Genomic DNA, 25402 nt, shown 5'->3' on the forward strand with positions numbered 1-25402 from the left:
GCTGCTATGTCTGCCAGGATCGACGGGACCGACAGCGAAGAGAGCTACGCCCAGGCGCTCGTAGCCGGGGGGATCGACCCGGCGAAGGCGCGCGAGGTCGCGCGCAAGACTGCCGGGAAAAGGAAGTCGGACTCGCAGACTGAAGACCTCTTCGGCGTTGCCGTCGAGCCGGCGCGTTCTGCAGGAACGGCAATCGTTCCGCCGACGCCACGCGAGCAGATCGCGCCTACGCTACTCGATGCCGCCTCGACGATCGGCACCGAGCCGCCGAGCGGTAGCGAAATCGCGTACCTGCATACCATCCTGTGCCAAGTCGGCCTGCCCCGCGGACCGAAGGCCGTCGAGGGCCTCACCGTTTTCGAGCGCATGTGCGGCGGCGCCGCGCTGCGAGTCACCGCGGGCGCGCTGTGGGACGGCAGGCAGTTAGTGCAGCAGCCGATTCCCTACGGCGCAAACCCGCGGCTCGTGCTCGCCTGGTTGAACACCCAGGCGGTGCGGACCCGGTCGCCGATCATCCCGGTCGGCGACAGCGCGACCGAGTTCCTGCGGATGTTGGGCAAGGAAACCACCGGAGGCCGGAACGGCACGCTGACCAGTTTCAAGAAGCAGATCCAGGCGCTGGCCGCCTGCCACATGACGCTAGGCTTCAACGCCGCCGGCCGGGCCTACACCTACAACGGCCAGCCGGTGCGGCAGTTCGAGGCGTGGATTCAGCCGCGCGACTCCCAGCAGCGCCCGCTGTGGCCCGGCACCGTGACCTTCTCCGACGATTACTTTCAGTCCCTCATGGATCACGCCGTTCCGCAGGACGTGCGCGCCATGTACGCGCTCAAGGGCTCGGCCCTGGCCATGGACATTTACGCGATGCTGGCCGAGCGCCTGCACCGCATCAGCGGCCGTCCGGTGACGCTCCACTGGAAGTCTCTCCGTGAGCAATTCGGCCAGGAGTACCGCGGCGCCGAGGCCGACAAGGACTTCAAGAAGCGCTCGCGCAGCCAAGCCTGGACCAGATCGCTGCGCTGCTCCATCGCCTTCTTGACCGGGCGCTGGGCGGTGTAGCCCCAGCGCTTCAGATACTTGCCCACGAGGCGATCGGACAACTGCAGTCCAAATTGCTGCTCCACCAAGGCCTGGATCGCCCGCCGGGTCCACAGGGCAAAAGGCAAGCTCAGCTGTTCGGGCACCGCAGCCACGATGCGCTGCCGCACCCAAACCTCCTGCGCCATCGTCAGCTTCCGGCAGGCCCCATAGGGACGGCCTCGCGTCTTCTCGACCAACGCCCCGACACCGTCCGTGCGCGCTTTCCTCAGCCACGCCTGCACCGTGCGCACATGGACTCCGGCGATCTTCGCCAACTCGGGGTATGACCGGGATGAAGGGAAAAACTGTACATATCCGCCGCAAACCGTTGTTTTGCAACAAAAGATTTTGGCTCCTGCGGCGCCGGGATGAAGCCAATATTAGGACTTTCGAGCTGTAAGCGTATGTTTTAAATGTTTAATTATGGTGCGGTGGGCGTTGCGGCTTTCTCGCCGACTCCCGCGACGTGGTCCTGTTTGCCGCTTTGTTTCCGGCGGCTGCCATGACGTAGAAGCTGTGCATGCATGTCCGCAATCACTTTTTCCTGTATGGATAAGGACGCCCGGGCGGCCCCAAGCTCGATTTCCAGGGCTTGACGACGTTCGGCCTGTTCGGCGAGCGTAGCTTCGACCACACTCTTGCCGCGCAGCAGATCCTCGATCTGCAGTTCCCGCTCCGCCAGGCGTTGGCCCAGCGCCTCGACGCGTTGCCCGGTTTCCTTGGCCACCGACAATTCGTCTCGGAGCGATCGCGCCTCCGTCTGAGTCTGGTGAAGCTGCGCATGGGCCTGCGACAACTCGGCCGCCAGGCGGGCGTTGTCCCGGCTGATCCCGGTCAGTTGATCCTGTTTGGTTCCGAGCGTCTGATTCAGTTGCCTCAGTTCGGCCTGCAGGTGCTGGGTCTGCTGCTCATGCTGGCGCTGCTCCTGATCGCGCTGTTCCTTGGCCGCCTGCCGAAAATGGTCCAGGGCTTCGCGGGCGTGACGGTGTTTGTCCTCCAGTGATTGCCGGTGCTGTTCGCCTTGCGCCAGTTGTGACTGCAGATCGGCAACCTGTTGCGCGGCCTGCGCGCGCTGCACGGTCTCCTGTTGCAGCGTGAGTGCCGTCTGGCGATGACGGTCACTCTCCTCGCTCAACAGGGATTCGGTATGCTGCAACTGGGTCTTGAGTGCTTCACCCTCTTGGCGCTGCTGCCGGAGCGCGTCCTTGAGTTGGGCAATTTCGCCGGTATAGCGGGTTTTTGCCTCCGCGATCCGGGCATCGGCCTCTTCGTGCAAGCGGCCGGCCAGCCTGCCGACGAGGTCCTGGATTGCCTCGCTCACGGCAACCTGTGTGCCGCCGGTTCCGCCCTCTTCCTCTTCGATCTCCTTTAAGTAGCGGTGAATCGTTGCCTTTGAGCCGGTATTGCCGAGTTCGACCCGAATGGCGTCGATCGATGGGTGTCGCCCCTGCGCGCGCAACGCGTCACGTGCCCGCACCACCTCGGACTTGTAGATCCCGCTTCTGGCCATCGCGACACCCCTGATTTTTACGTACTGTATTACATGGTACGCCTGTACATACTATTGTCAATGATCGTACGCGTATGAAAATGCATATTACGACACGGGATAATCGCGGATTATCACGCCTGTTGGCCACGTTCTGGGGCAAGAACGAGATTTTCGGTACAACTGCACCGGGAATGCGGTCAGTTCCGGGTCTGTTGCCAGGATCTTGCCTAGAGGTCCGCTGTTCCCGGCCCCGCGCGGCTGGCGAGCAAGGGTGGAGAGGCCGAATCAAATGCCCTCGTCCGAAGTCCCACGCAGGGCACGGTTTGGGCGCGGGCCTCGAGGCCCCTCCAAGATGGCAACGATGTCCTGTCGGCCCAAATTTTTTGCGAGCCAGAGCTCGTCGTGTCCGTCCGCATCGATTTGGTTCCGCTTCGCACCGCCGATCAGGAGATGCCGGACAACTGCTGTGTGCCCCTTGTAGACGGCCCAGAACAAGGGCCACTCCCCGTCCTCGTTCCGCACGTCTGGATTGGCGCCACGGCCGATCAGGAATGAAACGATGTCCGCATGGCCGTTGAAAGCGGCCCAGAAGAGCGGCGTCCATCCCCGACGATCGGGCAGGTCGACTGATGCGCCGTGCGCCAACAGGCCGTCAATAACGGCCCACCGACGGTGATATGCCGCCAGGAAGATCAAGCTGCACCCCTCGGTATCTTGCCAATCGGCGGGAAGTCCGTCCTCCAGCCATCTCAGCACTTCCGGGATCTTGCCCTGGCGAACCGCGTCGAGCAGTTCCGGGGCCACTCGATCGCGCCAGGCTTCGTGATGGACGTCGTCATGCATCGTCTTGGTCCTGACGAGGCGAACCCGGACCCTTGGGGCGTTGATCCGTCGCAACAATCCCTGGCGTCCCGCGCGACAGGCGCATCAATTGAAGTCCTTCTCGTCAGATGTTGATGAGCTGCGCTTCGGGATCGGTGCGTTGCAGTCCTTGAAGTTCACATACACCTTGTCACCGACCTGCAATTGCGCATCGGCAGGCAACTTTGCGGCGCGCGCGTACGGGTGGCCATTGCGCAGAAACGCAACCATCACGTACGGCTTGTCGCCTTCCGCGTCGGACGCCTCGGCCCTGCAGTCATAGAACGAAGGCCGCTTCAAGCTATTCGCCGGACCGATTTCGACAACAGTTCCTTTGCGCCACCCATCGTCCTGCGCGTATTTCCCTTCGAACACGGTGGGGCTCGCACAGCCGCCCAGTCCACCGACGGCAACGGCAACCATTCCTGCCACAAGAGTTTTCATTGGGTCACCTCTGGGTTACATGAGTTGGCCGCCCGCAGCGACGTGCTGCGGGCAAGCGGACGACGTCACTTCAGCGTGAAGCGCGCCGTGGTGGAGGGCTTGCCCGGCAGCGTGACGACGGCCACCAACTTGGTGCCGGCGCCCACCTTGAAGCTTCCCTTGGACTCCAACCGGTCGCCGGCAGGCTTGAGTTCGACTTCCTGTTTGTCGGTGCCGGACAGGAGCGTGAGCTTGGCGCTGCCGTTGGTCACATCAACCGGTTTGCCGTGATCGCGCAGGTGCAGCTGGATGACGTCCGGCTTGGCGACGAGTTCGAGGTCGACATCCTTGACCTCGACCACCAGGCCGCCGTGCATGGACTCATGTTCGTGCGCGTGGTCGTGCTTGTCCGCCGCGAAGGCAGGACCGACGGCCACCAGGGCGGCAAGCGTGATGAGCTTCGAGAGTTTCATGTTTTCTCCTTTCAGGATTCGATTGTGTAAGCGGATCAGCGTCAGAACGCTTCGGCATTGCGGTCGTTGAGCAGGCGCTCGACGTCGCGGCGGCCGAAAAGCCAGAACATCGCCGGGGTGAGGAAGGTATCGAGGAGCGTCGAGCTGATGAGCCCCGAGAAGATCACCACCGCGACCGGGTGCAGGATCTCGGTACCCGGGCGTTCGGCCTCGAACAGCAGCGGTGCCAGCGCAAAGGCCGTCACCAGCGCCGTCATCAGCACCGGCGATAGCCGTTCCAGCGAGCCGCGCAGGATCATCTGGTGATCGAAGCTCTCGCCTTCGATGCGCATCAGATTGATGTAGTGGCTGACCTTCAGGATTCCATTACGCACCGAGATGCCGGCGAGCGTGATGAAGCCGATGAGCGCCGCGACCGACAAGGGCTGGCCGGAGATCCACAGGCCGATCACTGCGCCCACCAGCGCGAGCGGAATGTTGGCCATGATCAGCGCCGAGAGACGCACCGACTTGTAGCGGCTGTAGAGCACGACGAACATCAGCACGAGCGACACGATCGACAGCAGCCCCACGAGACGCGACGCTTCTTCCTGTGCCTGGAACTGCCCACCGAGCGTGATGAAGTAGCCTTCGGGCAGTTTCATGTCGGCCACCACGGCGCGGATGTCCTCGACGATTTCCGAGAGCGGGCGCTGCTGCGCATTGGCCGACAGCACGATGCGGCGCTTGCCGTCGTCGCGGCTGACCTGGTTCGGCCCGTCGCCATCCTCGATCGACGCGAGTTTCGACAACGGGACGTGGCCGGTGGGCGTTTCGATGAGGATCTGCGCGAGCCCCTCGACCGAACGCGCCGATTCGGGCAGGCGCACGACCAGCGCGAAACGCCTTCCACCTTCGACGATCTGGGTGACTTTCTCGCCCTCGACGAGGTTCTGCAGCGCGGCCAGGATCTGCGGTGCCGGCACGCCATAGCGGGCCGCTGCGGCATAGTCGATGCGCACCTTGATCTGCGGCGCGAGCACTTGCTTCTCGATTTCCAGATCCGCGAGTCCGGGGATGCCGGCCAGCCGCGCCCGCAGCGCATCGGCCTGCCCCCGCAGCGTGTCGAGGTCTTCGCCGAAGATCTTGATCGCGATCTGCGAACGCACGCCCGAGAGCATGTGGTCGATGCGGTGTGAGATCGGCTGGCCGATCGCGATCGCAGCGGGCAGGTTCACGAGCCGGGCGCGGATGTCGGCGGCGATCTCCCCCATCGAACGGGTGAGTTCTGACGCCGGCTTGAGCCCGACATCGAGCTCGCTGACGTGCACGCCTTCAGCATGTTCATCGAGTTCCGCACGTCCGCTGCGACGACCAACGTGCGTGACCTCCGGCACCTGTTTCACCAGCACCTCCGCCTGTTGCGCAAGCGCGGTGGACTCGGCGAGCGTCACCCCCGGGTTGAGCCGCATGCCGATCAGCAGGGTGCCTTCGTTGAAGGGCGGCAGAAACGTGGTCGGAAAGAAGGGCACGGCGGCGGCCGCGACGATCACCGCGACTGTGCCGGCGAACACGGCCGCCCTGGGCCGCTCGAGGACGGCCTGCAGACCGTTGCGATAGCGCGCCTTGAGCCAGGCAAGTACGCGCGTGTCGCCATGGTCGAGGGACTTCATGCGCGGCAGCAGATAGAAGGACAGGACCGGGGTCACCGTTACCGAAACGACCAGCGACGCCAACGTCGAGACGATGAATGCCACGCCGAGCGGCACGAACAGCCGCCCCTCCATCCCGGGCAGCGCGAACAACGGCAGGAACACCAGCACGATGATGATCGTCGCGTAGAGGATGGCCGAGCGCACCTCCATCGTTGCATGAGCCACGAGTTCGATCGGGTGCAGGCGATGGTCATGATGCTTCGCGCGATCCTCCTTCAGCCGGCGCAACACGTTCTCGACGCCCACCACCGCGTCGTCGACCAGGCCGCCGATCGCAATCGCCAGCCCCCCGAGCGTCATCGTGTTGATCGACAGACCGAAATACTTGAACACCAGCGCCGTCATGAAGATCGACACCGGGATCGCGGTGAGCGCGATCACCGTCGGGCGCAGCGTGCCGAGGAAGAAGAACAGGATCGCCGCGACGAACACCGAGGCGCCAATCAGCTTGCCCTGCAGCGTGCCGATCGATGCCTCGATGAAGCTCGCCTGCCGGAACGTAACCTGCGGCGCTTCCATGCCGGCGGGCAGCGATTTCTTCATCTCGTCGAGCGCGGCCTCGATCGAGCGGGTGAGGTGAATGGTGTCCGCGGTCGGCTGCTTCTGGATACCGAGAATGACTGCCGGTTTGCCCTCGAAACCCGCATCGCCGCGGCGCAGCGCCGGTGCGAACGTCACGGAGGCAATCTGGCGCAGCAGGATCGGCTGACCGTCGCGTGCCGTGATCGCGAGATTCTTCAGATCCTCCAGGCTCGAGGTGCGTCCGAGGTTGCGGATCAGGTATTCACGCCCGGTGAGTTCGAGGAAGCCGCCCGAGGTGTTCGACGAAAAGCCGCGGATCGCCGCTTCCATCTGTTCCAGCGAAATGCCGAGTTCCGCCATGCGCCGCGTATCTGGCTGCACCTGGAACTGCCGCACTTCTCCGCCGATCGGGATGACCTGCGCGATACCGGGGATGGCCATGAGACGCGGACGCAGCACCCAGTCAGCGTATTCGCGCACCTGCATCGGCGAGATCTTAGCGGTATCGATCGGGATCGCGATCTGCATGATCTCGCCCATCACGGAGCTAATCGGCCCCATGCGCGGAATCACGTCCGCCGGCAGGCCTTCCTCCATCGCCGACAGGCGCTCCGACACCATCTGCCGGGCGCGGAAAATCTCCGTGCTCCACTCGAAGGTCACATAGACGAAGGACAGCCCCGCGCTGGAGATGGAGCGCACCGACTCCACCCCGGGTAGCCCGTTCATTGTCGTTTCGAGCGGGAAGGTGATGAGCTGTTCGACCTCCTCCGCCGCCATGCCGCCGGATTCGGTCATGATCGTGACCGTCGGCTTGTTGAGGTCCGGGAACACGTCCACGGGCGTGCGTGTGAGCGTGAACGCGCCGTAGGCCATCAGCACCAGGCTGGCGATGATCACCAGCAGCCGGTTGCCCAGACTGTTGTCGAGTAGCCATTTGAACATCGGTCAGGCTCCCCGTCAGCGGATCTGGTTGATCAGGGTTGCCGCGTTCGTGGCGACACGCTCCCCGGCCGCGAGGCCCGACGTCACGGCGACGTTCGCCCCATCGAGCGGGGCGATGGTGACGGTGCGCGGCTCGAAGCGTTCCGGCGCGGTCTTGACCCACACGATGATCTGGTTCGCCGGGTTCTTCAGCACCGATCCTGCAGGGACGCTCACGCCCTGCAGCGTGCTGCGCGTCTGCACGAACACCTCGACCGGTTGCCCGACAGCGAAACGCGCCAGGGAATCGCCCGCGGCACCGAAAGCGAGCGGCAGCGCCTGCTCGCGCAGACTGCGCGCCGCGCCGAGGAAGTCGAGCCTCACTCGTTGCTCGCCCACCGCAACGCTCGCGCCGGCCACATCGATGGCGGTGTCGGCATCGTAGGCCAGCGCCTCGACGCGCAGGCGCTTCGGATCGACGATTTCAAACACCAGTTCGCGCGCATCGACGACCTGACCGGCGACGGCGTTGCTCGACGCGATGACGCCCGCGACGGGCGCCACGAGCGCATCGCGATTGCTGAGCCCCGCACCCACCGCCGTCGCGCGGGCCGCGAGACTCGCGAGTTCGCTCTCGGCCGCTTCGATCTCCTTGCGCGGCACCGTGTCGGCGAGCTCCTTCAGCCGCGCCACGCGCTTCTCCGCGAGCACTTTGGCGGCCTGCAACTCGGCGAGCTGCGCCATCTGGTTCGAGCGTTCGATCTGCCCCGCCGACGGCACGACATACGCCAGCACCTCGCCCTTCTTCACGGTCTGCCCGACTCCGGGCAAGCCGCGCGGCCCGGCTTCGAGGCGGCCGGCGACCAGCGCCTGCACTTTTCCGCCCGCGTTGGGGTCCATCACCACTTTGCCGGCGAGCGCCACGGTGCGGGGCAGCTCCCCCGCTTCCGTGACCAGCGTGCGCACGCCGATCTGCCGTTGTGCCGGCTTGGGCAGGAATACGCTGCCGTCGGGCAAGCGTCGCGGACCGTTGCCGCCGACGGGCGCGGAGCCTTCGTCGCCGTGATCGTGCCCGTCGCCAGCGAATGCGTTCCACGATGCACTTGCCGTAACGAGGCACAGCATGACCAGCAGGATTCCCGGTTTCATGCGACACCTCCGGCCGAACGGTTGCGGGCGTTTCCCTTGCGCAGCGCGGCCCAGCCGACCAGTCCGATCACGAGAACGCCGGCGCCGAGCCATCCTGCGTAAGATTGCAAGCTTGGCCCGGCCGATTCGTCGTGCACCTCGGCGGCTTGTTCATGCAGATCCAGCTCGCCCGCAAGAAGGTCCGCGTCTTGTCCGGCGACGACCGTGGCCGTCACGGACACGACCCCGGGCTTGAGTGCGTCCTGCAACGTGGCTTCGAATTCGCCGTCGGCATGGGTTTCGAGGGGGATCGCGTTGCCGTCGAGTTGCAGCTCCAGCGTCGCGTCCTTGACCGGGCTGTTGTCGGTGAAGCGGTCGAGATAGAGTGTGATGTGCTTGCCATCGACCACGCCCACCAGCTCAAAGAGCTCCGAAACGGCGGTGAATCGCGGCAGCGCCGGGCCCGCCACGGGCGCCGGGGCGTCGCCGTGGTCGTGGCCTTCGCCGGCCAGGGCCTGGGGCGTGACGCCCGCAAGGACGGCGGCAAGGCTCCACGCCGCCAGGGTAAGGGAAGCTTTCATGTTCGGGTTCCTGGTGTTCATTCGGGAAGAAGGCCCATGGCCTGCCGCAGCGCGGACACGGCTGCGGCCAGTTCGATGCGGGTACGCGCCACCTGACGCTCGGCTTCGGCGGCTTCGAGTTCGATGCGCAGGCGGGTCGGCAGATCGGTTTCGCCGAGGCGGAACGCCTTCTGGAAGAAACCGCGCGACTCGCGGGCCAACTGCGCGCGCTGTTCGGCAGAGGCGACCAGGGTGCGCGCCGATTCGACCCGGACGCGCGCCGTATCCACTTCGGCCGTCAGGCGTTCGCGTTCCAGCCTCAGCTGGGTTTCGGCTTCGATCGCCTCGGCGCTGGCGCTGGCAACACGGGCGCGGTTGCGGGTATCGGATCCGAAGGGAATGCGTACGCCGATCGTCACCGTCTGTTGCCAGGATTCGCCGGATGCACCGCGCTCACGCGTCGTCGCCAGGTTCAGCTCGGGATTGGCGCGCCCCTGAATCCCGGCGAGAGTCATGCTGCGTTGTGCCAGCTCCGCCCGATCGCGCAGCTCGGCGATGGCCGGATGCCCCGCCCCCAGGGCGACAGGGGGGGCGGCGGGGGCGGGTTCGGCTTCGGCCACGGAAAGTCCTTCCGCGGCAAGCGCTGGTGTCATGCCTGTCAGGGCGCGCAAGTGCTGTTCCGCACCCGCGAGCGCGCCGCTGGCTTCGGCGAGCGACGCTTCGGCGGTCGCCAGCGCTCCGTCCGCCTGATGCTGGTCGGCGCGTGCGAGTTCGCCGGCCCGAACCCGTTTCGACACATCCGCTGCGAGTTCGCGAGCACTGGCAAGCCGCTCGCGGGCGATCAGGACGTCGACCCGCGCACGCTGCCAATCCCAGTACGCGGCCCGCACCCCGGCGGCCGTGCGCAGTTGTGCCGCAAGCGTGCGGCTCGTACTCGCACGCACTTCGGCATCGGCAAGGGCTGCGGTCGATGCGCGTTCGCCGGGCAACCACAGCGGCACCGCGAGGCCAATCTCGTATTCGCGGCTGCCGTCGTTGCGGTGGAGTTGGTCGGTCTTGCCCGACACCTCGAAGGCCGGTGGTTCGGCCGACCAGCTGTCGGCGCTCTCGCGTCGCGCCAGCGCAGCCGCCCGGCGCATGTCGAGCGACTGCGCCTCGGGCTGACGCGCCCACGCGGCGTCGAACGCCTGCCTGAGCGTCGTTACGACAGGCGATGCAGGGGACGCGGCTTGCGCCCACGCCCCGCTGGCCGCGAGTCCGAGCAGCAGGCCCGGCAGCCAGTTGATGCCAATTCTTCGAAACATCCAATTCTCCGTTGATGACAAGACACACGGAAAATCGGCAGGGCGCGATCAGCTCGATCGCAATGGGCGCGCGGCAACACCGTTCAGAACGGTGAAACTGCCGGAATGAGAATGGATGCGACCGCCCTGCCGATCAGGCGGGCTGTCGCCACTTGGGGCGCTCTGGTTCCGAGAAATGCCCGGCAAGGAGCCACACTTGGGCTCCCCCGCGGATCGTCGCAATCGCGAGGTCGAGGGTCGGCAATCCCGTGCCGCTCGGCAACGCGGTGCAACTGGCCGCATGGCAGAAACTGCAGTCGACATCGACTCCGCCGCCCTTGGGCCAGGACTCGTCGTCGACCTCGCTCTGATGTTTATGCTCATGGTGGCCGAGATGGTCCGCCGCAGCACCGGCTTCATGCTCGCAATACGCACTCACAGCCGCCCAACTGAGTTGGATTGGCAGAAACAGCAGGAAGAGAATCGCGAACCAGCGGCGCATGGGGACGGATTGTAGCGGTACGAACGGAAATGAAAAATAGCGTTGCCAACATCTTGTTGCCCGTCATCGTTGCGACGCATGACCGCCCGCCCCGAGGGACCAAGGGCTCCGTGCTCACACCGCCGCGATCATTGCCCGAAGTAGAGTTCGTCCATGCGCGCCCGCTCCTCGGGCGATATGTTCACCAGCTCCTTGAGCACTTGCTCGCGCGTTTTACCCGGGCCGGTATCGCGTGATGGAACGGGCACGCCCCGCTGCAGGTAGAAATAGCTTCCGTCCGCCTTGGCCTGCTCGAGCTCACGCAACACTTCAGCACGCGTCTTGGTGCTCGTCACGTGATCGGGGAAAGAGGTGTAACCCACCTCGCCGCCGGTGAAATGCCATTCCGAGTTCGCCTGAGCGACGCTCGGCACGACCAGGACGACAGCGAGGATAGGGAGGACGGTGGCGGTTCGGATTTTTGACATGATGAGGCTCCTATCGTTGACACGGGATATGCGTCCCGGCGGTGGCCGCTGCATACGCCATGTGCCGGGTACGGGGCGTACTGTAGAAAACCGCCCACGTCGAATCGCGAACAGCCCGATTACGAATTCGTAATGTCGGCGCGCTGCGCTCTTCGAGATAATCCGCGCATGAAGATCCTGGTCGTCGAAGACGAACTCAAACTCGCCGAATACCTGCGCAAGGCGCTGACCGAAAACAGCTACGTCGTCGATGTCGCACACAGCGGCACCGAGGGTCGCTACCTCGCGATCGAAGGGCATTACGATCTCGTCCTGCTCGATGTCATGCTGCCTGGCCTGGATGGTTTCGCCGTCCTGCGCGAATTGCGGCGCGACAAGCACGTACCGGTGCTGATGCTCACCGCGCGCGACAAGGTGGAGGATCGCGTGAAGGGGCTGCAGGCGGGTGCGGACGACTATCTCGTGAAACCCTTCGCCCTGTCCGAACTGCTCGCACGCGTCCAGGCGCTGTTACGGCGTGGCGCCCTCCCAACACCGGGTCAGGATTCCACCGTTCTCAAACTGGCCGACCTCGAACTCGATCTGGTCCGGCGCAAGGCGTCGCGCTCCGGACAGCGCCTCGATCTGACGGCCAAGGAGTTCACGCTGCTGACCTTGCTGCTGCGCCGGCACGGGCAGGTCCTGTCGCGCACGGCACTGGCCGAGCAGGTGTGGGACATGAACTTCGAGAGCAATACGAATGTCGTGGAGGTTGCGGTGCGCCGCTTGCGCAGCAAGCTCGATGACCCCTTCGCGAAGAAGCTGCTGCACACCGTGCGCGGCATGGGCTACGTGCTGGAAGACCGGGAACCCTGAGGATGCGCAATCCGCGTTCGCTGGGCCGCTGGCTGTCATGGTGGCTCGCGGTACAGACCTTCATCGGACTCGGATTCGTCTGCGTCGTCGTGTATGTGGCCACCAGCCTCAACTTTTCTGCGAAGCAGACCGAGGAGCTTCGGCACAAGCAGGACGTGATCCGCCACCTTGTTCGTGAGATCGCGACACCGGAGGAACTGCCGAGCCTACGTCACAAGCTCGACGATTTCTTCATCGGCCATGCCGACCTCAAACTGCGGCTGACCGAGGACGCCGAGACGCTCCTGTACATGACGCCGCCGGCCCCCGAGCCCCCCGCGCACCTGCGTCGGGTTGAATTCGAGATCCCTTCACCGTGGTCGGGCACGGCCGTGCTGCGTGCCGAATTGGCGCTCGACAGCAGTTCCGATGCCCAATTGCTGAGGCAACTGGCGTGGACGTTACTGGCGAGTGCGCTGGCCGGCGCCGTGGTCGTCTCCGCCGGGGGGGCGTGGCTCGTGCAACGCGCGCTGCTGCCCGTTCGCGACCTGGCTCGGCAAGCCGCCGCGCTCAGTCCGGAAAACGTCGGACAGCCGCTGGATGGTTCCGCGCAGGCGCAGGAACTGCAGCCGCTGGTCGCGCAGTTCAACGCGCTGCTCGTGCGGCTGGACAACGCATACTGGCAACTGGAAGGCTTCAATGCGGACGTCGCCCATGAACTGCGTACGCCGCTGGCGACACTGATCGGCGAGACCGAACTCGCCCTGAGCCGCGAACGCGGCATTCCCGAGTTGCGGGACGTGCTGGGATCGAACCTCGAGGACCTGCACCGCCTGGCGAGTCTCGTCAATGACATGCTGTTCCTGTCGAAGGCCGATCGCGGCGAGCGGGCGCGCCGAAGCCCTGTCGGCAGCCTCGCCGCTCTTGCGACCGAGGTGGTCGAATTCCACGATGCAGCACTCCAGGAGGCGGGCGTCAGCGTTCGGGTTTGCGGGGACGGCGGCGGCGGCTTTGATGCGGGTTTGTTGCGGCGGGCGATATCGAACCTCCTCGCCAACGCGACCCGTTTTGCGGAGCGCGGGTCGATGGTTGACGTCGACATCGAGCCGGACGCTGCCGGCGGCGTTCGCCTGTCCGTTAGCAACGTCGGGCCGGTGATTCCTGCGGAACATCTTCCACGCCTGTTCGACCGCTTCTACCGGGCGGACGCGGCGCGCGAACACGGAAGCACCAATCACGGACTCGGATTGTCGATCGTCGCAGCGATCGCGCGCATGCATGGCGGCAAGCCGTTCGCCCGATCGGCCGCCGGCAGGACGACGATCGGTTTCAGTATTCTTGCATTTGCCTCAAGCCGGTAAGCCGTCCAAGTGTGCCGGTTATCTCCGCAACAAGCGGAGTCCATTTGCCACGACCAGCAAACTCGCCCCCATGTCCGCGAATACCGCCATCCACATCGTGGCCTGCCCGCTCACGGTGAGCAGCAGAAACACCGCCTTGATGCCGAGCGCCACTACGATGTTCTGGATCAGCACGTCGGATGTGGCCTGTGACAGGCGCACGAAGGCGGGGATCTTGCGCAGGTCGTCGTCCATCAACGCCACGTCCGCGGTCTCGATCGCGGTGTCCGTGCCCGCCGCCCCCATCGCGAAACCGATGTCCGCGCGGGCCAGCGAGGGTGCGTCGTTGATGCCGTCTCCCACCATGCCGACCTTGCCCCCCTTCCGGTGCGTCAGCAGTGATTCGATGGTGCTGAGTTTGTCTTCGGGCAGCAGATTGCCCCTTGCCTCGTCGATACCCACCGCGCGGGCAATCGCTTCGGCCGTGTGAGTGTTATCGCCGGTGAGCATCAGCGTCTTCACCCCCAGGGAATGCAGATCGGCAATCGCCTGACGGCTCGTCTCGCGCAGCGTGTCGGCGACGGCGAAGATGGCCAGCACCTCTGCATGGTTCGCCAAGAGTACGGCCGTCTTGCCTTGGCGCTCGAGCGTGTCGAGCGCTTTTTCGATGTCGGGTGAGCACAGGCCGATTTCCTCGATCAGTCGATGGTTGCCGAGCTGATAGACGTGACCATCAATGCTGCCACGCGCGCCTCGGCCCGGAATGGCGGCGAAATCGGTCACCTCGCGCAGCACCCATCCGATTTCAACCGCGGTACGGGCGATCGCCAGCGAGACCGGATGATCCGAGCGCGCCGCGAGACTGCCTGCCAGGATATGCGCCTGGTTCGCGTCGCCGCTCAGTACCAGAAAGTCCGTCTGGGCGGGCTTGCCGTGCGTAATCGTGCCGGTCTTGTCGAGGGCCAGCGTGGCGAGTTTGCGCCCCTCTTCGAGATAGACGCCACCTTTCACCAGAATGCCCTTGCGGGCGGCCGCGGCGAGACCGCTGACGATCGTGACCGGCGTCGAGATCACCAAGGCACACGGACAGGCAATCACCAGCAGCACCAGCGCCTTGTAGATCCAGTCCATCCACGCGCCGTCGAAAGCTAGCGGTGGCACGATGGCCACCAGCAGCGCGACGGCGAACACGACGGGCGTGTAGATCCGGGCGAACCGGTCGACGAAGCGCTGGGTGGGCGCGCGGCTGCCCTGGGCGGATTCGACGGCGTGGATGATGCGGGCCAGGGTGGAATGCTTCGCCTCCGCTGTCACGCGATATTCCAGCGATCCCGCTTCATTGATCGTGCCCGCGAACACGCTATCGCCTTCGCCTTTGTCCACCGGCAGGCTCTCTCCGGTGATGGGCGCCTGATTGACCGTCGAACGTCCGCTGATCACCACGCCATCGAGCGCGATGCGCTCACCGGGGCGCACGCGCACCATGGCCTCCAGCGGCACCGTTTTGGCCGGCACGACCACCCAGCTTCCATCGCCCTGGCGCACCGTCGCGGTGTCTGGCGCGAGTTCCAGCAGACCGCGAATCGCATTGCGCGCCCGATCGAGCGATTTCGCTTCGATCACCTCGGCCAGTGCGAAGAGGAACATCACCATGGCCGCTTCCGGCCAGTGTCCGATGAGCATCGCGCCGGTCACGGCAATCGACATGAGTGCGTTGATGTTGAGATTGCGATGCCTGAGCGCGATCCAGCCTTTCTTGTAGGTCGCCAGACCGCCACTGAAGATCGACACCAGCGCGAGAGCCAGGACGGTCCAGTGGTCACCGCCGTTGAGCCAATACACCCCCTCGGCCAACGTCGCGGTGACTCCGGCCAGCGCCATCGGCCACCAGTGGGTCTTGGGCGCGGGTTTGATCGGCGGCGCTGCGCTCTCCGTGCCTGCCGATTCGACCTTCGCTTCGAGACCGATGGCTTTCAGGGCGCCGAGGACCGCTTCCAATGCTCCCGGACGATGCGTCACGCTCAGCCGACGCTGGACGAGGTTGAAATCGAGCGCCGCCACTCCGGCCATGCCAGCGAGCTTGCTCCGGATCAACGCCTCCTCGGTCGGACAGTCCATCCCGGCGATCGCGAGCGTCGTGTGCACGGCAGCAGTGGTCTTATCGATGCGCTGTGCCGGCGCACCGATGGCTGGCACGGCGGCGTCGGCCGCGACCGGCGGGTCGGGGCGATCGCTCACGTCCGACCTTTGCCGGGTCACGGTGAGGTTGAGTCCCGTCACGCCGTCGAGGGGTTCAAGATTGTTGCGGACCAGCGCCGCATCGGTGGGGCAGTCCGTGCTGTCGACGCCGTATAGCTTCCCGTTGGGGCCGTCGGGGGACGAATCACCCGGCGACTGCGACACGATGGAACATCCGCAACTACCAACACTGCATTTGCTCATGCTTGGTTCCCCTGTCTGGACTTGCAGTCATTTAACAATCCGTAGTCACTACAGAGTCAAGGACCTAGAATGCCGGTAGGACCTTCCTTCCCGCCTGGAGGGCAAGCACGATGAAAATCGGTGAGCTGGCCAGAGTGACCGGCACCCCGGTAGAGACCATCCGCTACTACGAGCGCGAAGGGTTGCTGGCCGCCCCGGCACGTACGGACGGCAATTTCCGCATCTACGAGGACACCCACGCCGAGCGTTTGTCGTTCATCCGCCATTGCCGATCGCTGGACATGTCGTTGGACGAGATTCGCATCCTGCTGCGCTTCAAGGATGCGCCGGGCGCGAACTGCGGCGATGTGAACACGTTGCTCGATGCTCACATCGTTCACGTCGCGGCACGTATCCGCGAACTGCGTGTGCTGGAGCGGCAACTCAAGAGCCTGCGCGAACAATGTCCCCAGGCACGGGATGCTGCCCACTGTGGCATCCTGCACGAGTTGTCACAGCCCGCGTGTCCGGGAGCACCTATCAGTGGCGGGCACGTGCATGGCGCGCACGGCGGCGTCCGAAAATGAACGACATTCAGCCACGCCGCACGCTATGCTTGAGTCGGTCATCAGGACGCTCCCATGAATGAGGTCGATGTCTACGTACACGCGGCAACACGCGCCAATACGCGTCGCAGCTACACCTCCGCCGTGCGCCACTTCGAGGAGGAATGGGGTGGCTTCCTGCCGGCGAGCGCGGACAGCATCGCGCGCTATCTGGCGCGGCATGCCGAACTGCTGTCCATCGCTACCCTGCGACAGCGCCTCGCAGCCTTGTCGCGCTGGCACCAGGATCACGGCTTTGCCGATCCTACCAAGGCCCCTCTGGTACGACAGACCATGAAGGGCATTCAAACCGTGCATCCGCCGCAAACCCGTCAGGCGGTGCCGCTACAGATTGGCCAACTGTCCCACGCCGTGACATGGCTGGACCACGCGATCGGGACCCAGGGCGCGGTCGCGCGACTGCGCCACACCCGTGACAAGGCGCTACTCCTCCTGGGTTTCTGGCGCGGATTCCGAAGTGACGAGTTGATCCGCCTGGAAACGCAAGATGTCGAACTCGTGCCCGCCCAAGGCATGACCTGCTTCCTGCCTCGAACCAAGGGCGACCGGCAGGCGGCCGGACGGTGCTTCAAGGTGCCGGCCTTGTCGCGTCTGTGCCCCGTGGCGGCCTATACGGCCTGGAAGGATCTGTCGGGGATCGAGGAAGGGCCGGTCTTCCGCGGGATCGATCAATGGGGACGAATCCGTGTCCACGGCCTGCACGTCAACAGCGTCACGCCGCTGCTGCGCAGCATTTTTGAGCGCGCGGGACTCCTGTCGGCCGACAGCTTCAGCAGCCATTCCTTGCGTCGTGGTTTCGCCAACTGGGCCAACGACAACGGCTGGGATGTCAAAAGCCTGATGGAATACGTCGGCTGGCGCGATGTGAAGTCCGCCCTGCGCTATATCGACGGGGCCGATGCCTTCGGCCGGCAGCGCATCGAACGCGCCTTCTCAGCTGACGATCAGGCGTCGTGATGGGGTTCCAGGTCAGCCAGTGGCTGCAGCGCCGCGGCGATCTCGAGACAGTGATCAGACATCTGCCGGAACTCGTCGATGAGGGCGGCGGCAACTTCCCACAGGTCATCGGCGCTCGATTCGCTCGGATTCGCGCCATTGATGACGGTGTGTGCCATGCGGTGAAGACGCAGCAGTTCATCGCGAACACCACCGGTCTTTTCGAATCGCTGCGCGATCGGCGCCAGCCGCTCGACGAGTTCGAGTAGCGCTGTGGTATCAAAGCTTTGCCGCAGGTTGTCCAGTGCTGCGGCGTCGACATCGCCGTAGGGGGTAACCGCGAAACGGGGTTCAGGGATGTCCATGCTCAGGCTCTGCGCGTCGCGCGCCGCATGTCCTGCACCGACGCGGCCACTTGTTGAAAGGTGTCGTCCGCGATCCAGGCTTCGGGTTTGCGCTTGAGTTTCAGGCTGTACTCGCCGAAGCGCTTGACGTGCGCGACCTGGTAGGGGCTCAGAAAGCTGACATCGTTTTCCGTGATCTGCCAGCCTTCATGCCGGAGGTTGCCCAACGTGCGCATCATGTCGACGGTGTTCTGCAGGATCAGGGCGGAGGCCACGAGATCGTTGTAGCGCAGGCGCTTCTGCTGTTCGTCCGGCTCATTCACGGCGATCACGTCGCCACCGAAGGACAGCCACTTGGCAAAGCCGTTGTAGGACTCGATCTTGTTGGTGTTCGCCGTGATCTCCTGGCGCAGCTCACGACTGCCGATCCACTCCAGCAGGAAGCCCGTGCGGATCACGTTGCCCAGTTCCTGCGCCGCGAAATACAGACGGTTCTTGCGGCTGTAGCTGCCCAGCTTGCGCAGCAGCGTGGCCGAAGAAATCTTGCCGGCGTAGATCGACAAGGCCACCTGCATCAGATCCTGCCAGTGCCGCTCGATGAGATTCCAATCCACGCTGTCGCCGAACAGCCGATTGATGTACTTGTACTTCACCGTCTTGTCCGGCCGGAACAGCGTCAAATTCTTCCAGTTCCGGATCCGCGGCATCAGCTTGATGCCCAGCAAGTGGGTGAAGGCAAACACGGTGGCCGACTGGCCCTGGGTGTCGGCATGCACCGTATCCGCCTCGACCGACAAGCCCGCCTTGAGTAGCCCCTCGATCACGTAGATCGCTTCCCACACGCCGGGCGGGATGAAGTGACGGAACACCGCGATGTAGTTGTTGGCCACGTGGCGGTAAGCGACGGCGCCCATCTTGCGGTAACGGAAGTGGTAGCCCGCGAGCAGGTTTTCGTCGTAGAAATCGTACTGCGTACCGTCGGCGGCGACCGTCTTGCCATCACCCCATATCTTGGGGAGATCCAGGCGCAGATATACCTCGTTGAGCTCGCGTTGGGCCGCTTCCAGGCTCTCCAGTGAGAGGTGGCGCCGATTGACGAAGGACAGCATGTGCGGCGTGACGCCGCTGTTGCCCAGATGGCGCGCCGCCTGTGTGGGCCCGAGGTTGCAGCCCATGGCGAAGATCGTCAGCAGGTAGCGCTCGGCCGGCTGCTTGAGCTTGGCCATGTTGCCCGATAGTGGCCCGAAGTGCCGCGTGAAGCCCATCCAGTGTTCGATGTTGGCGAGCACGTCCAGAATGTGCCGCGCCGGCATGCGCTGGGTCAGCGCGTTCTGCAGCGACATAACCGAAGGCGGGATTTCGCGCGCAATCGGCTTGCGCAACACGGGTTCTCCGCTGGCAGTCAGGGCCACATCGCCGCGGCATTCAGGAAACGTGTCATCCAGGTGCTGCGCGGTGTCGGTGAGCCAGTCGCGCAAACTGCTGGCAAAGGTCGTTGCGTCCTGCGGCAGGCCAATCTTGTCGCAGTAGGCGGGTAACAACTCCTGGCATTCCTCCCACGAAAGCAACTGATCGCGGTAATCGGCGAACTCCTCCGAGCCGACGATACTGAGATCGCCAGAGCGCAACTCCTCGGCGAGGTAGGAGAAGACACAGATTTCGAGGTTGCGCCGGCTTAAGCCCAGACCGAAACCATCGCCGCTGTCGCCCTCGCGCAGGAGCTTGCGCCAGCGGTCCGAGGCGAAGGAAAGGTCAATGCTCTCCGTAATCCACTCGATGCGATGCTTGTCCTGGTAGGTCTTGATGAGGTTCAAAGCGTCGATCAGCGTCCGATCCTGGGTGGTGGCGCGGATGTCGAGCAAATGCACGAGCCGGAACAGGATGGAGCGATGGCTCTTGAAGTGTTTCCACACGAGCGGCAGGTAGTTGTTGCCGCTGGTCGCCTGCACCTGGGCACAGGTCTCGCGGACCCCGTGGACTCCACCTGCGGGTGCAAGGTATTCGCGTATCTGAGCGCCGGCCGCCGCATTGTCCGGTTCGCCGTCGAGGATGGCGAGCACGCCATCCAGCGTGCCGATCAGGCGCTCGATCTGGCCGCGCTGCCCGAACTGGATCTGGTCGAGCTCTTCCTTGGCGCGTTTGTGAATCGTGGCCACGCGGCGCAGGAACATCTCGGCCAACTGATCCCGCGCGCGCACCTGCATGCGCCGGATCAGGGCCACCAGCAGGGTGTAACGCTTGGTCTCGGCGCATTCGCGCAACTCGGACACGTCATAGGCCATGGCCTGGGCGGCGAAGTGGCGAATCTTGGTGTCGGGAAGGCCTGCAAGGACGTCATCCCCCGCCGTGATCGAATCCAGCCATTCCAGATGCTCCACCAGCATATCGAGATGCTTGCGGGTCGGGCGTTTCGCGGATTTCTTGAGCTCGTTGTATTCGCTTTGGCGGCGTTCCAGTTTGTCCGTGACCAGCAGCGCCTGTAGGGCTTCGAGTTGTTGGGGGGTGATACGGTGAAATACCTTACCGAACACCCGGTTCTGCACGGCAGCGTGGGCCTTCTCTGCCAAATCGTCGAGCGTCGAGAAGGCGGGGAGTTCGTAGCGCGCCTGGAGCACCCCCTCGATTATCCCATTGATGATGTCGGCACGCTGATCCATGAGCTCAGCCGCATCGCAGGCAAAGCGTTCTGCTTGGCGCATCGCATCGTGCCCATGGAAGGGTTTGACGTTAAGCAAGCCCAGCACCATGGCTTTGTGCCGAAAGAGGGTGCGTTCGACGGGGTATTCGATCCGTATCGCGTCACCGAAACCGAGGCCATTCCGGACGTGGGTGATCACCTCGGAAGGTATCTTGTCGAGGCTAGGAAAGTAGCGCAAGTGCTGGAAAACTTTGAGCAGGACGGCCAGTCCGAGTCGGGTCCCGGCAGAACGGCCGGCCGACTTCAGCCAGTTGATTTCTTCATCCTGCAGAGTAAAGAACTGTCGCAGGTCACTCGGTGAGTAGTAGCTCAGAAACTGCGGGTATGCAGTGCGCTCCAGTGACGCCATCCTGATCCTCCGGTATCCGTGCCAGCATGCAAGGGTAACGGAGAATTGCAGCGGTTGGCACGTCATCAGGATTAGTTGTAGATCAACCGGTTACAGGTGATATGTACAGTTTTTCCCCTTATCCCGGTCATACGCCAACTCCACGCCCGTCATTCCGGACTGCGTGTTCAGGCGCAGCACCATCTTGCGCAGCGTCTCGCGCCCTTCAGGACCCAGCTTGCGTGCATCGATCTTTTCCATGCACACATTATAGAGAAAACAGCCTATTTAAGGGCCTGATTAATAACTCAAATGGCGGCTGGCGGCTGGTGACACGACTGCTTGTTCTACCGCCCATTCCTACGCTGTACCACTGGGAGCCGGCCTCAGCGCACGCTTAGCGTACTTTGCGATCCGTTTTCTGAGACGCCCCCTTATCGAACTGATGGTGGCCGGGGTGCGGCGCCCGCGCGAGGCGTGCCTGGCCGACCCCGGCATCACCGGCACCCTGAGCATAGGCGACATTCCGGTCGGAACCGCCGAGAAGCGGCCGCTGCACGCGGCGCAGCTGTGGGAGCGCTGGGGCACCTCGGCCAGGCGCGGCTTGCTGCCGCCGCTGTTCGACGTCCAGGTGCTGCGCATGACCCCGCGCGGGCTGCTGCTGCGCGGCTTCCAGGTCGATAACGCGAACTGGCCGAGCTCGGCCCAGCACGCGCAGGAATGGTGGGCTGTGCCGATCGACAAGGCGAGCGCGGCTTAGCGTACGATTTTTTCCGTTTTCCGAGCCGCAGGCTCAGTGCAGCGTTCCGCCGGCCCCGCCCTCGGCATCCTTCACCGGCAGAAGATCCGTGAACCGCCCCTCGACCTCGGTGTAATGCCGGAACTCGGGCACGCCGATCGTGCGCTTCTTCTTGCTGATGCCCTTGGGCTTGACCGGCACCTGGGCGACCCACACGCCGTGGCGCGTCTCGAGCGACAGGCTCACCACGTCGATCCGCCAGCTCGCCGGGCAGTCGGCGAGCGATCCGTACTCGTCGAGGATCTCCTCGTAGCGGGCGACCTTGTCGGCACGCAGGCTGTAGGCCTCCATCAGCACGAAGACGAAGTCGGCGTCGAGCTGCTCGGCGAGCATCTTCACAGTGCGCGCCGCTGCGTCCTTGTCAGCCGGCGAGCGCATGACGAGCGCCGTGGGGATCGTGGCGCCGGTGGTGAAGTTGCCGACGAAGGCCATCGGCGCGAGCTCCTCGCCCTGCTCGAGGAGCTCGCGCGCCTTGTCGATCAGCGGCGCGATCGCCGCCCGGTAGCGTTCGGGGAGCTGGCTCATGTCGGGTTCCTCGCCGGGCTCAGCGCTCGCGGCGCATCTTCACCGCCGCCTCGTATTCGCGATCGAGTCCGGTGCCGGCGTCGCCCTTGGCGTCGAACATCCGGAACCCCACGTGCATGTACGCCAGAAGCGCCAGCCCGGAGAACTCGCCCTCGAGGTTCTCGAGCGTGTAGCGCACCGAGGGCTTGTTGATCTCGAGCCCGTTGCGGCCGAGCAGCGCGATCTCCATCACGATCTGGCCGACCTTCGCCTGGTCGAGCTTGGCGAAGCGATCGAGCGCCGCCTGCATGTACATCACCGCGTCCATGCGCAGCCCGCCGTCGACCGCCGCGCGCAGCTCGTCCTGCCCGATGCGCGTGAGCGCCTCCTCGGCCATCTCGCCGGCCTGGTGATCGGGAAAGCGCTTGACCACCGCCTTGTACTGCTCGGCCGCCTCCTTGACGTGCGACGGCCCGAGCGCCTCCAGGCACTGCGCGAGCCCGAGCTGCGCCCCCGGATCGGCCGGCGCGAGACTCGCCGCCTGGCGGAAGAACGGCAGCGCCTCGGCCGCCCGGCCGGAACGCATCAGCACCGCCGCCAGGTTGCGCTTGGCGAAGGCGTTCTCCGGCTCGAGCTTGACCGCGTCACGCAGCGCGTTGGCCGCCTCATCGGCGCGTCCCGGTGCGCGCGAATGCTACCCCGAGCGCGATGAACGCGTTCGCGTGTGTGGGGTCGAGCTCGACCGCCCGCTGCAGCGGGGCGACCGCCTCTGCCGGTCGCCCCAGTTCGGACAGGCACAGCCCGTGGCTGTAGGCGAGCTCGGCGTCGTCGAGCATGCCGTCGAGCGCTTCGAGCACCGGCAGCGCATCCTCCAGGAAGCCGTTCTGCAGCAGCCCCAGCACGTAGGCCTTCGGCTCGACCCCGCGCTCGGGCACCGCGACCACGCGCACGAACCCGTCATCGACCGCCACCACGGCCTGCCAGCCGCGCGCCGCGTAGTCGAGCGCATAGCGCCCGATCACCGTCTGCTCGAACTCGGGTGTGCCGCGCGGCGGCAGGCCCACCAGGTCGAGGTCGTCGAGCGGAATCTGGAAGATTTCGGGGGCTTGGCGGCTGGTCATCGAGGCGTTCAGAGGTGGAGTGCGGCGTGGATTGTCGCATCCATGAGGCGAGCGAGGCGCGCTGGAGCTTCAGGAAAGCCGCTGGACGTCTCGTTGCTCAGCCTGCTGCAGACCGGGTTTAGGGCGGTTCTGCGGCGGCTGCGCTTGAGGTTGCTGGAGCGGTTCAGCCGTCATGGGGGGGCTAGTTCATGGCCCCCTTGGGGGGGCCTGTTCAATGTGGATGTGCAGTGACCGTGGAGCTTCGGTTGGTCAGAGCCTCAGAAGTAGCAGCGCGTTAAAGCGTTAAATAAAAACCGTTAAAGCGCGCGCGCGTGTTAAGGCTTCCAAATCCCGCGCGGTTACTGGCTTTGAAGGTCGTTTGCATCTGTGATAGCCGGTAAACAGCATCGCTGATAGCCGGTGCTAAACATCGCTGATAGCCGGCGAAAACATCGCCGATAGCCGGTTGGTGCGGATGCACTGTGGATAAGTCCTTCAAACATCGCTGATAGCCGGTCCAGAACATCGCCGATAGCCGGCTCGGCGTATCCACGGCGTACTCCATCAAAAACCTTCCGTTCCTATGTCAAACGGCTGAAACCCGCATCACTAAAGGGATGTGGGCCTGCAAACAGAAGAAGATCACATCGCTGATAGCCGGCAGAAACATCGCTGATAGCCGGTTCTGAAGCTGCTTCAAGATTCTGCCGGCCCGTATTCAACCATCGGCGATAGCCGGTTGCTACGCTGTCCGAGGCTTCTTGTCGTAGCGCTCAAGCCCCTGAAACCACTCGTAGTTCTGCGAGCGGAGGAGCTCTTTGGAGAGTTTGCTCGGGTTACGCGTGTAAAAGACCACGTCATCAGGGCTCTTCTTCGAGTCGAGCGCGATGTGGTACTCGGGCAACCTGTCGCCAGTGATCGCCTGGCGTAGCTCGTCTCTGAATCGATAGCGCTCTTGAGTGGTGCCTATCTTGTCGGCAAGCAGGTCAATGTTGACCTTCCAGAGCGGCTGATCACCGCAATGCTTGCGTGCAATCTCATACAGGCGCCGCTCGATCGACTTGGTCAAGCTGAAGTATCCGCGATCGAGGGTCAGCACCTCGTAGTTCATCAGTCCGTTGAAAAGCCACTCGGAGATCGTCACTGAAAAGCGAAGGACGCGTGAAACCTCCTTGCGTACTACCCTGTTCGTCTCCGGGTCGTGTCCAGTCTCAATCCGCTTGTGCTCTGACAGTATCTTGTAGGTGTCGATCAGAGAAAAGCCTTCCGTCTGCCGAACCCCACCAGTTTCGATGTTGGTCTCGATCGTGGTACCGCGCAGGCGTCGGAGCATGTCGACGATGCGCTCAAACGACGCCCGGCCATCGCCGCGCTCAGTACCCACTAGAAAGTCGATGCTCTCAATCTGTACAGTCCGTGAGACAGGGAGCTCCTGGTTGCGGGCTTCGACAATCTGCGATGCGATGTAGAGAAGCAGATCCTTATCGAACACCGTAGCAGCGCCAACGCTGCTCGGGATGACTCGCACCACCTTGGCACCACGCCGATACTCGCGCGTATTTGTGTCCTTTTTCTTGGCCAGAGAGAAGATCGGCACCTCCATAGAGGCGATGTCATCCTTGACCGGCCAGTTCGCGATCTCGCAAATAAACAGTTCGCCTTGGGCGGGATCTGACGTCTGAGTCATGCCGTGACCTCGGTAGTGATCGGAGCTTCGGCAGCCGTATCAGGCCTTGCCGAGGCCGTCGATCTCAAGACCCCGCTCGACGGCTCGATGGATCGCGAGATTTATCACCGCGGCGCGGCTCTGCCCGAGCTCCGCAGCTAGCTGGTCGACACGCTCGAGGAGGGTTGGCGCGATCTTGAGGCTGATGAGCTTCTTGGCCTCGCGCCGGGTGGGCTGTGCCTTCGACGCATCCGGCGCACCGCCGATGAAGGCCTCGGCCGCAGCGTTGTCCGCGGCGATGGGCTCGACAGCCTTGGGTTTCGGTTTGGACGTGATCGCCATAGTTAACACCTTTTAGATATCGTTAAGATATCATATTGATATTCAAACGAATTAC

At 64.1% G+C, this 25402-nt stretch carries 25 protein-coding genes and 2 pseudogenes; 6 read left to right on the plus strand and 21 right to left on the minus strand.

Annotation, left to right across the window (positions count from 1 at the left end):
* Positions 1-6: 6 nt before the first annotated feature.
* The gene (locus TMZ1T_RS20005; protein WP_012592911.1) at positions 7-1059 is read left to right on the plus strand and encodes a replication protein RepA; all 1053 of its coding nucleotides are present in this window, start codon (positions 7-9) and stop codon (positions 1057-1059) included.
* Here TMZ1T_RS20005 and TMZ1T_RS20835 read toward each other — a convergent pair.
* From TMZ1T_RS20835 to TMZ1T_RS20055, 11 genes and pseudogenes are all read right to left on the minus strand, one after another.
* Positions 1047-1331, minus strand: a pseudogene (locus TMZ1T_RS20835) (winged helix-turn-helix domain-containing protein); the annotation flags it as partial. The gene TMZ1T_RS20005 and the pseudogene TMZ1T_RS20835 sit on opposite strands and share 13 nt — an antisense overlap.
* A gap of 170 nt (positions 1332-1501) precedes the next feature.
* Entirely contained in the window at positions 1502-2590 is a 1089-nt protein-coding gene (locus TMZ1T_RS20010) for a DNA-binding protein (RefSeq protein WP_012585352.1), read from the minus strand.
* A 267-nt stretch (positions 2591-2857) separates the two neighbouring features.
* Positions 2858-3415 (minus strand): ankyrin repeat domain-containing protein, encoded by a 558-nt coding sequence (locus TMZ1T_RS20015; protein WP_004355824.1) that lies wholly within the window; start codon positions 3413-3415, stop codon positions 2858-2860.
* Between the two features lie 84 nt (positions 3416-3499).
* Positions 3500-3877, minus strand: a complete 378-nt coding sequence (locus TMZ1T_RS20020) for a hypothetical protein (RefSeq protein ID WP_012585353.1) — start codon at positions 3875-3877, stop codon at positions 3500-3502.
* Positions 3878-3942: 65 nt separating this feature from the next.
* A complete protein-coding gene (locus TMZ1T_RS20025) occupies positions 3943-4329 on the minus strand; it encodes a hypothetical protein (RefSeq protein WP_004355830.1) in 387 nt (128 codons plus the stop codon).
* Positions 4330-4370: 41 nt separating this feature from the next.
* Positions 4371-7490 carry an efflux RND transporter permease subunit gene (locus TMZ1T_RS20030; protein ID WP_012585354.1) on the minus strand — a complete coding sequence of 1040 codons (3120 nt, stop codon included), beginning with the start codon at positions 7488-7490 and terminating at the stop codon, positions 4371-4373.
* A gap of 15 nt (positions 7491-7505) precedes the next feature.
* Positions 7506-8618, minus strand: a complete 1113-nt coding sequence (locus TMZ1T_RS20035) for an efflux RND transporter periplasmic adaptor subunit (RefSeq protein ID WP_012585355.1) — start codon at positions 8616-8618, stop codon at positions 7506-7508.
* Positions 8615-9178 (minus strand): hypothetical protein, encoded by a 564-nt coding sequence (locus TMZ1T_RS20040; protein ID WP_012585356.1) that lies wholly within the window; start codon positions 9176-9178, stop codon positions 8615-8617. The genes TMZ1T_RS20035 and TMZ1T_RS20040 overlap by 4 nt, the downstream gene beginning before the upstream one ends.
* Before the next feature lie 17 nt (positions 9179-9195).
* Positions 9196-10461 carry a TolC family protein gene (locus TMZ1T_RS20045; RefSeq protein ID WP_012585357.1) on the minus strand — a complete coding sequence of 422 codons (1266 nt, stop codon included), beginning with the start codon at positions 10459-10461 and terminating at the stop codon, positions 9196-9198.
* A 133-nt stretch (positions 10462-10594) separates the two neighbouring features.
* Positions 10595-10942 carry a hypothetical protein gene (locus TMZ1T_RS20845; RefSeq protein ID WP_012585358.1) on the minus strand — a complete coding sequence of 116 codons (348 nt, stop codon included), beginning with the start codon at positions 10940-10942 and terminating at the stop codon, positions 10595-10597.
* 128 nt (positions 10943-11070) lie between these two features.
* Positions 11071-11409, minus strand: a complete 339-nt coding sequence (locus TMZ1T_RS20055) for a DUF4148 domain-containing protein (RefSeq protein ID WP_012585359.1) — start codon at positions 11407-11409, stop codon at positions 11071-11073.
* A 168-nt stretch (positions 11410-11577) separates the two neighbouring features.
* On the opposite strand from TMZ1T_RS20055, the gene TMZ1T_RS20060 reads away from it, so the two are divergent.
* Complete coding sequence (locus TMZ1T_RS20060) at positions 11578-12264, plus strand: heavy metal response regulator transcription factor (RefSeq protein WP_012585360.1); 687 nt, start codon at positions 11578-11580, stop codon at positions 12262-12264.
* 2 nt (positions 12265-12266) lie between these two features.
* The gene (locus TMZ1T_RS20065) at positions 12267-13604 is read left to right on the plus strand and encodes a heavy metal sensor histidine kinase (RefSeq protein WP_012585361.1); all 1338 of its coding nucleotides are present in this window, start codon (positions 12267-12269) and stop codon (positions 13602-13604) included.
* An 18-nt stretch (positions 13605-13622) separates the two neighbouring features.
* On the opposite strand, the gene TMZ1T_RS20070 is transcribed toward TMZ1T_RS20065, so the two are convergent.
* A complete protein-coding gene (locus tag TMZ1T_RS20070) occupies positions 13623-16025 on the minus strand; it encodes a heavy metal translocating P-type ATPase (protein ID WP_012585362.1) in 2403 nt (800 codons plus the stop codon).
* A 110-nt stretch (positions 16026-16135) separates the two neighbouring features.
* Here TMZ1T_RS20070 and cadR point away from each other — a divergent pair, with 110 nt between their 5' ends.
* Entirely contained in the window at positions 16136-16591 is a 456-nt protein-coding gene (gene cadR, locus TMZ1T_RS20075) for a Cd(II)/Pb(II)-responsive transcriptional regulator (protein ID WP_004355852.1), read from the plus strand.
* Positions 16592-16645: 54 nt separating this feature from the next.
* Positions 16646-17554, plus strand: a pseudogene (locus TMZ1T_RS20080) (site-specific integrase); the annotation flags it as partial.
* Between the two features lie 20 nt (positions 17555-17574).
* Here the strand turns inward: TMZ1T_RS20080 and tnpC are convergent.
* The 3 genes from tnpC to TMZ1T_RS21385 form a co-directional block, all read right to left on the minus strand.
* The gene (gene tnpC / locus TMZ1T_RS20850; protein WP_012585364.1) at positions 17575-17931 is read right to left on the minus strand and encodes a Tn3 family transposase post-transcriptional regulator TnpC; all 357 of its coding nucleotides are present in this window, start codon (positions 17929-17931) and stop codon (positions 17575-17577) included.
* 2 nt (positions 17932-17933) lie between these two features.
* Positions 17934-20957 (minus strand): Tn3 family transposase, encoded by a 3024-nt coding sequence (locus TMZ1T_RS20090; RefSeq protein ID WP_012585365.1) that lies wholly within the window; start codon positions 20955-20957, stop codon positions 17934-17936.
* A gap of 90 nt (positions 20958-21047) precedes the next feature.
* Positions 21048-21197: a hypothetical protein gene (locus TMZ1T_RS21385; RefSeq protein WP_012592912.1), complete on the minus strand. Its 150-nt coding sequence runs from the start codon at positions 21195-21197 to the stop codon at positions 21048-21050.
* Between the two features lie 184 nt (positions 21198-21381).
* On the opposite strand from TMZ1T_RS21385, the gene TMZ1T_RS20095 reads away from it, so the two are divergent.
* Positions 21382-21696, plus strand: coding sequence for a hypothetical protein (locus TMZ1T_RS20095; RefSeq protein ID WP_012592913.1), 315 nt, complete (start codon positions 21382-21384; stop codon positions 21694-21696).
* Between the two features lie 33 nt (positions 21697-21729).
* Here TMZ1T_RS20095 and TMZ1T_RS20100 read toward each other — a convergent pair whose 3' ends face one another.
* From TMZ1T_RS20100 to TMZ1T_RS20115, 6 genes are all read right to left on the minus strand, one after another.
* Complete coding sequence (locus TMZ1T_RS20100; RefSeq protein ID WP_012592914.1) at positions 21730-22260, minus strand: hypothetical protein; 531 nt, start codon at positions 22258-22260, stop codon at positions 21730-21732.
* Between the two features lie 19 nt (positions 22261-22279).
* The gene (locus TMZ1T_RS21705; protein WP_261789214.1) at positions 22280-22891 is read right to left on the minus strand and encodes a tetratricopeptide repeat protein; all 612 of its coding nucleotides are present in this window, start codon (positions 22889-22891) and stop codon (positions 22280-22282) included.
* 13 nt (positions 22892-22904) lie between these two features.
* Positions 22905-23360 (minus strand): tetratricopeptide repeat protein, encoded by a 456-nt coding sequence (locus tag TMZ1T_RS21710; protein ID WP_261789210.1) that lies wholly within the window; start codon positions 23358-23360, stop codon positions 22905-22907.
* 274 nt (positions 23361-23634) lie between these two features.
* On the minus strand, positions 23635-23892 hold the full coding sequence (locus TMZ1T_RS21245) for a hypothetical protein (protein WP_144312248.1): 258 nt from the start codon (positions 23890-23892) through the stop codon (positions 23635-23637).
* 189 nt (positions 23893-24081) lie between these two features.
* Positions 24082-25026: a replication initiator protein A gene (locus TMZ1T_RS20110; RefSeq protein ID WP_012592915.1), complete on the minus strand. Its 945-nt coding sequence runs from the start codon at positions 25024-25026 to the stop codon at positions 24082-24084.
* 39 nt (positions 25027-25065) lie between these two features.
* Positions 25066-25347, minus strand: coding sequence for a ribbon-helix-helix protein, CopG family (locus tag TMZ1T_RS20115; protein ID WP_012592916.1), 282 nt, complete (start codon positions 25345-25347; stop codon positions 25066-25068).
* Positions 25348-25402: the final 55 nt, after the last annotated feature.

The sequence above is a fragment of the Thauera aminoaromatica genome (genome assembly GCF_000021765.1).
Lineage (GTDB): Bacteria > Pseudomonadota > Gammaproteobacteria > Burkholderiales > Rhodocyclaceae > Thauera > Thauera aminoaromatica.

Bases quoted from the DNA above. Each gene is read 5' to 3' on its own strand.
- TMZ1T_RS20005 (WP_012592911.1), top strand. From the start codon at position 7: ATGTCTGCCAGGATCGACGGGACCGACAGCGAAGAGAGCTACGCCCAG.
- TMZ1T_RS20010 (WP_012585352.1), bottom strand. From the start codon at position 2,590: ATGGCCAGAAGCGGGATCTACAAGTCCGAGGTGGTGCGGGCACGTGAC.
- TMZ1T_RS20015 (WP_004355824.1), bottom strand. From the start codon at position 3,415: ATGCATGACGACGTCCATCACGAAGCCTGGCGCGATCGAGTGGCCCCG.
- TMZ1T_RS20020 (WP_012585353.1), bottom strand. From the start codon at position 3,877: ATGAAAACTCTTGTGGCAGGAATGGTTGCCGTTGCCGTCGGTGGACTG.
- TMZ1T_RS20025 (WP_004355830.1), bottom strand. From the start codon at position 4,329: ATGAAACTCTCGAAGCTCATCACGCTTGCCGCCCTGGTGGCCGTCGGT.
- TMZ1T_RS20030 (WP_012585354.1), bottom strand. From the start codon at position 7,490: ATGTTCAAATGGCTACTCGACAACAGTCTGGGCAACCGGCTGCTGGTG.
- TMZ1T_RS20035 (WP_012585355.1), bottom strand. From the start codon at position 8,618: ATGAAACCGGGAATCCTGCTGGTCATGCTGTGCCTCGTTACGGCAAGT.
- TMZ1T_RS20040 (WP_012585356.1), bottom strand. From the start codon at position 9,178: ATGAAAGCTTCCCTTACCCTGGCGGCGTGGAGCCTTGCCGCCGTCCTT.
- TMZ1T_RS20045 (WP_012585357.1), bottom strand. From the start codon at position 10,461: ATGTTTCGAAGAATTGGCATCAACTGGCTGCCGGGCCTGCTGCTCGGA.
- TMZ1T_RS20845 (WP_012585358.1), bottom strand. From the start codon at position 10,942: ATGCGCCGCTGGTTCGCGATTCTCTTCCTGCTGTTTCTGCCAATCCAA.
- TMZ1T_RS20055 (WP_012585359.1), bottom strand. From the start codon at position 11,409: ATGTCAAAAATCCGAACCGCCACCGTCCTCCCTATCCTCGCTGTCGTC.
- TMZ1T_RS20060 (WP_012585360.1), top strand. From the start codon at position 11,578: ATGAAGATCCTGGTCGTCGAAGACGAACTCAAACTCGCCGAATACCTG.
- TMZ1T_RS20065 (WP_012585361.1), top strand. From the start codon at position 12,267: ATGCGCAATCCGCGTTCGCTGGGCCGCTGGCTGTCATGGTGGCTCGCG.
- TMZ1T_RS20070 (WP_012585362.1), bottom strand. From the start codon at position 16,025: ATGAGCAAATGCAGTGTTGGTAGTTGCGGATGTTCCATCGTGTCGCAG.
- cadR (WP_004355852.1), top strand. From the start codon at position 16,136: ATGAAAATCGGTGAGCTGGCCAGAGTGACCGGCACCCCGGTAGAGACC.
- tnpC (WP_012585364.1), bottom strand. From the start codon at position 17,931: ATGGACATCCCTGAACCCCGTTTCGCGGTTACCCCCTACGGCGATGTC.
- TMZ1T_RS20090 (WP_012585365.1), bottom strand. From the start codon at position 20,957: ATGGCGTCACTGGAGCGCACTGCATACCCGCAGTTTCTGAGCTACTAC.
- TMZ1T_RS21385 (WP_012592912.1), bottom strand. From the start codon at position 21,197: ATGGAAAAGATCGATGCACGCAAGCTGGGTCCTGAAGGGCGCGAGACG.
- TMZ1T_RS20095 (WP_012592913.1), top strand. From the start codon at position 21,382: ATGGTGGCCGGGGTGCGGCGCCCGCGCGAGGCGTGCCTGGCCGACCCC.
- TMZ1T_RS20100 (WP_012592914.1), bottom strand. From the start codon at position 22,260: ATGAGCCAGCTCCCCGAACGCTACCGGGCGGCGATCGCGCCGCTGATC.
- TMZ1T_RS21710 (WP_261789210.1), bottom strand. From the start codon at position 23,360: ATGACCAGCCGCCAAGCCCCCGAAATCTTCCAGATTCCGCTCGACGAC.
- TMZ1T_RS20110 (WP_012592915.1), bottom strand. From the start codon at position 25,026: ATGACTCAGACGTCAGATCCCGCCCAAGGCGAACTGTTTATTTGCGAG.
- TMZ1T_RS20115 (WP_012592916.1), bottom strand. From the start codon at position 25,347: ATGGCGATCACGTCCAAACCGAAACCCAAGGCTGTCGAGCCCATCGCC.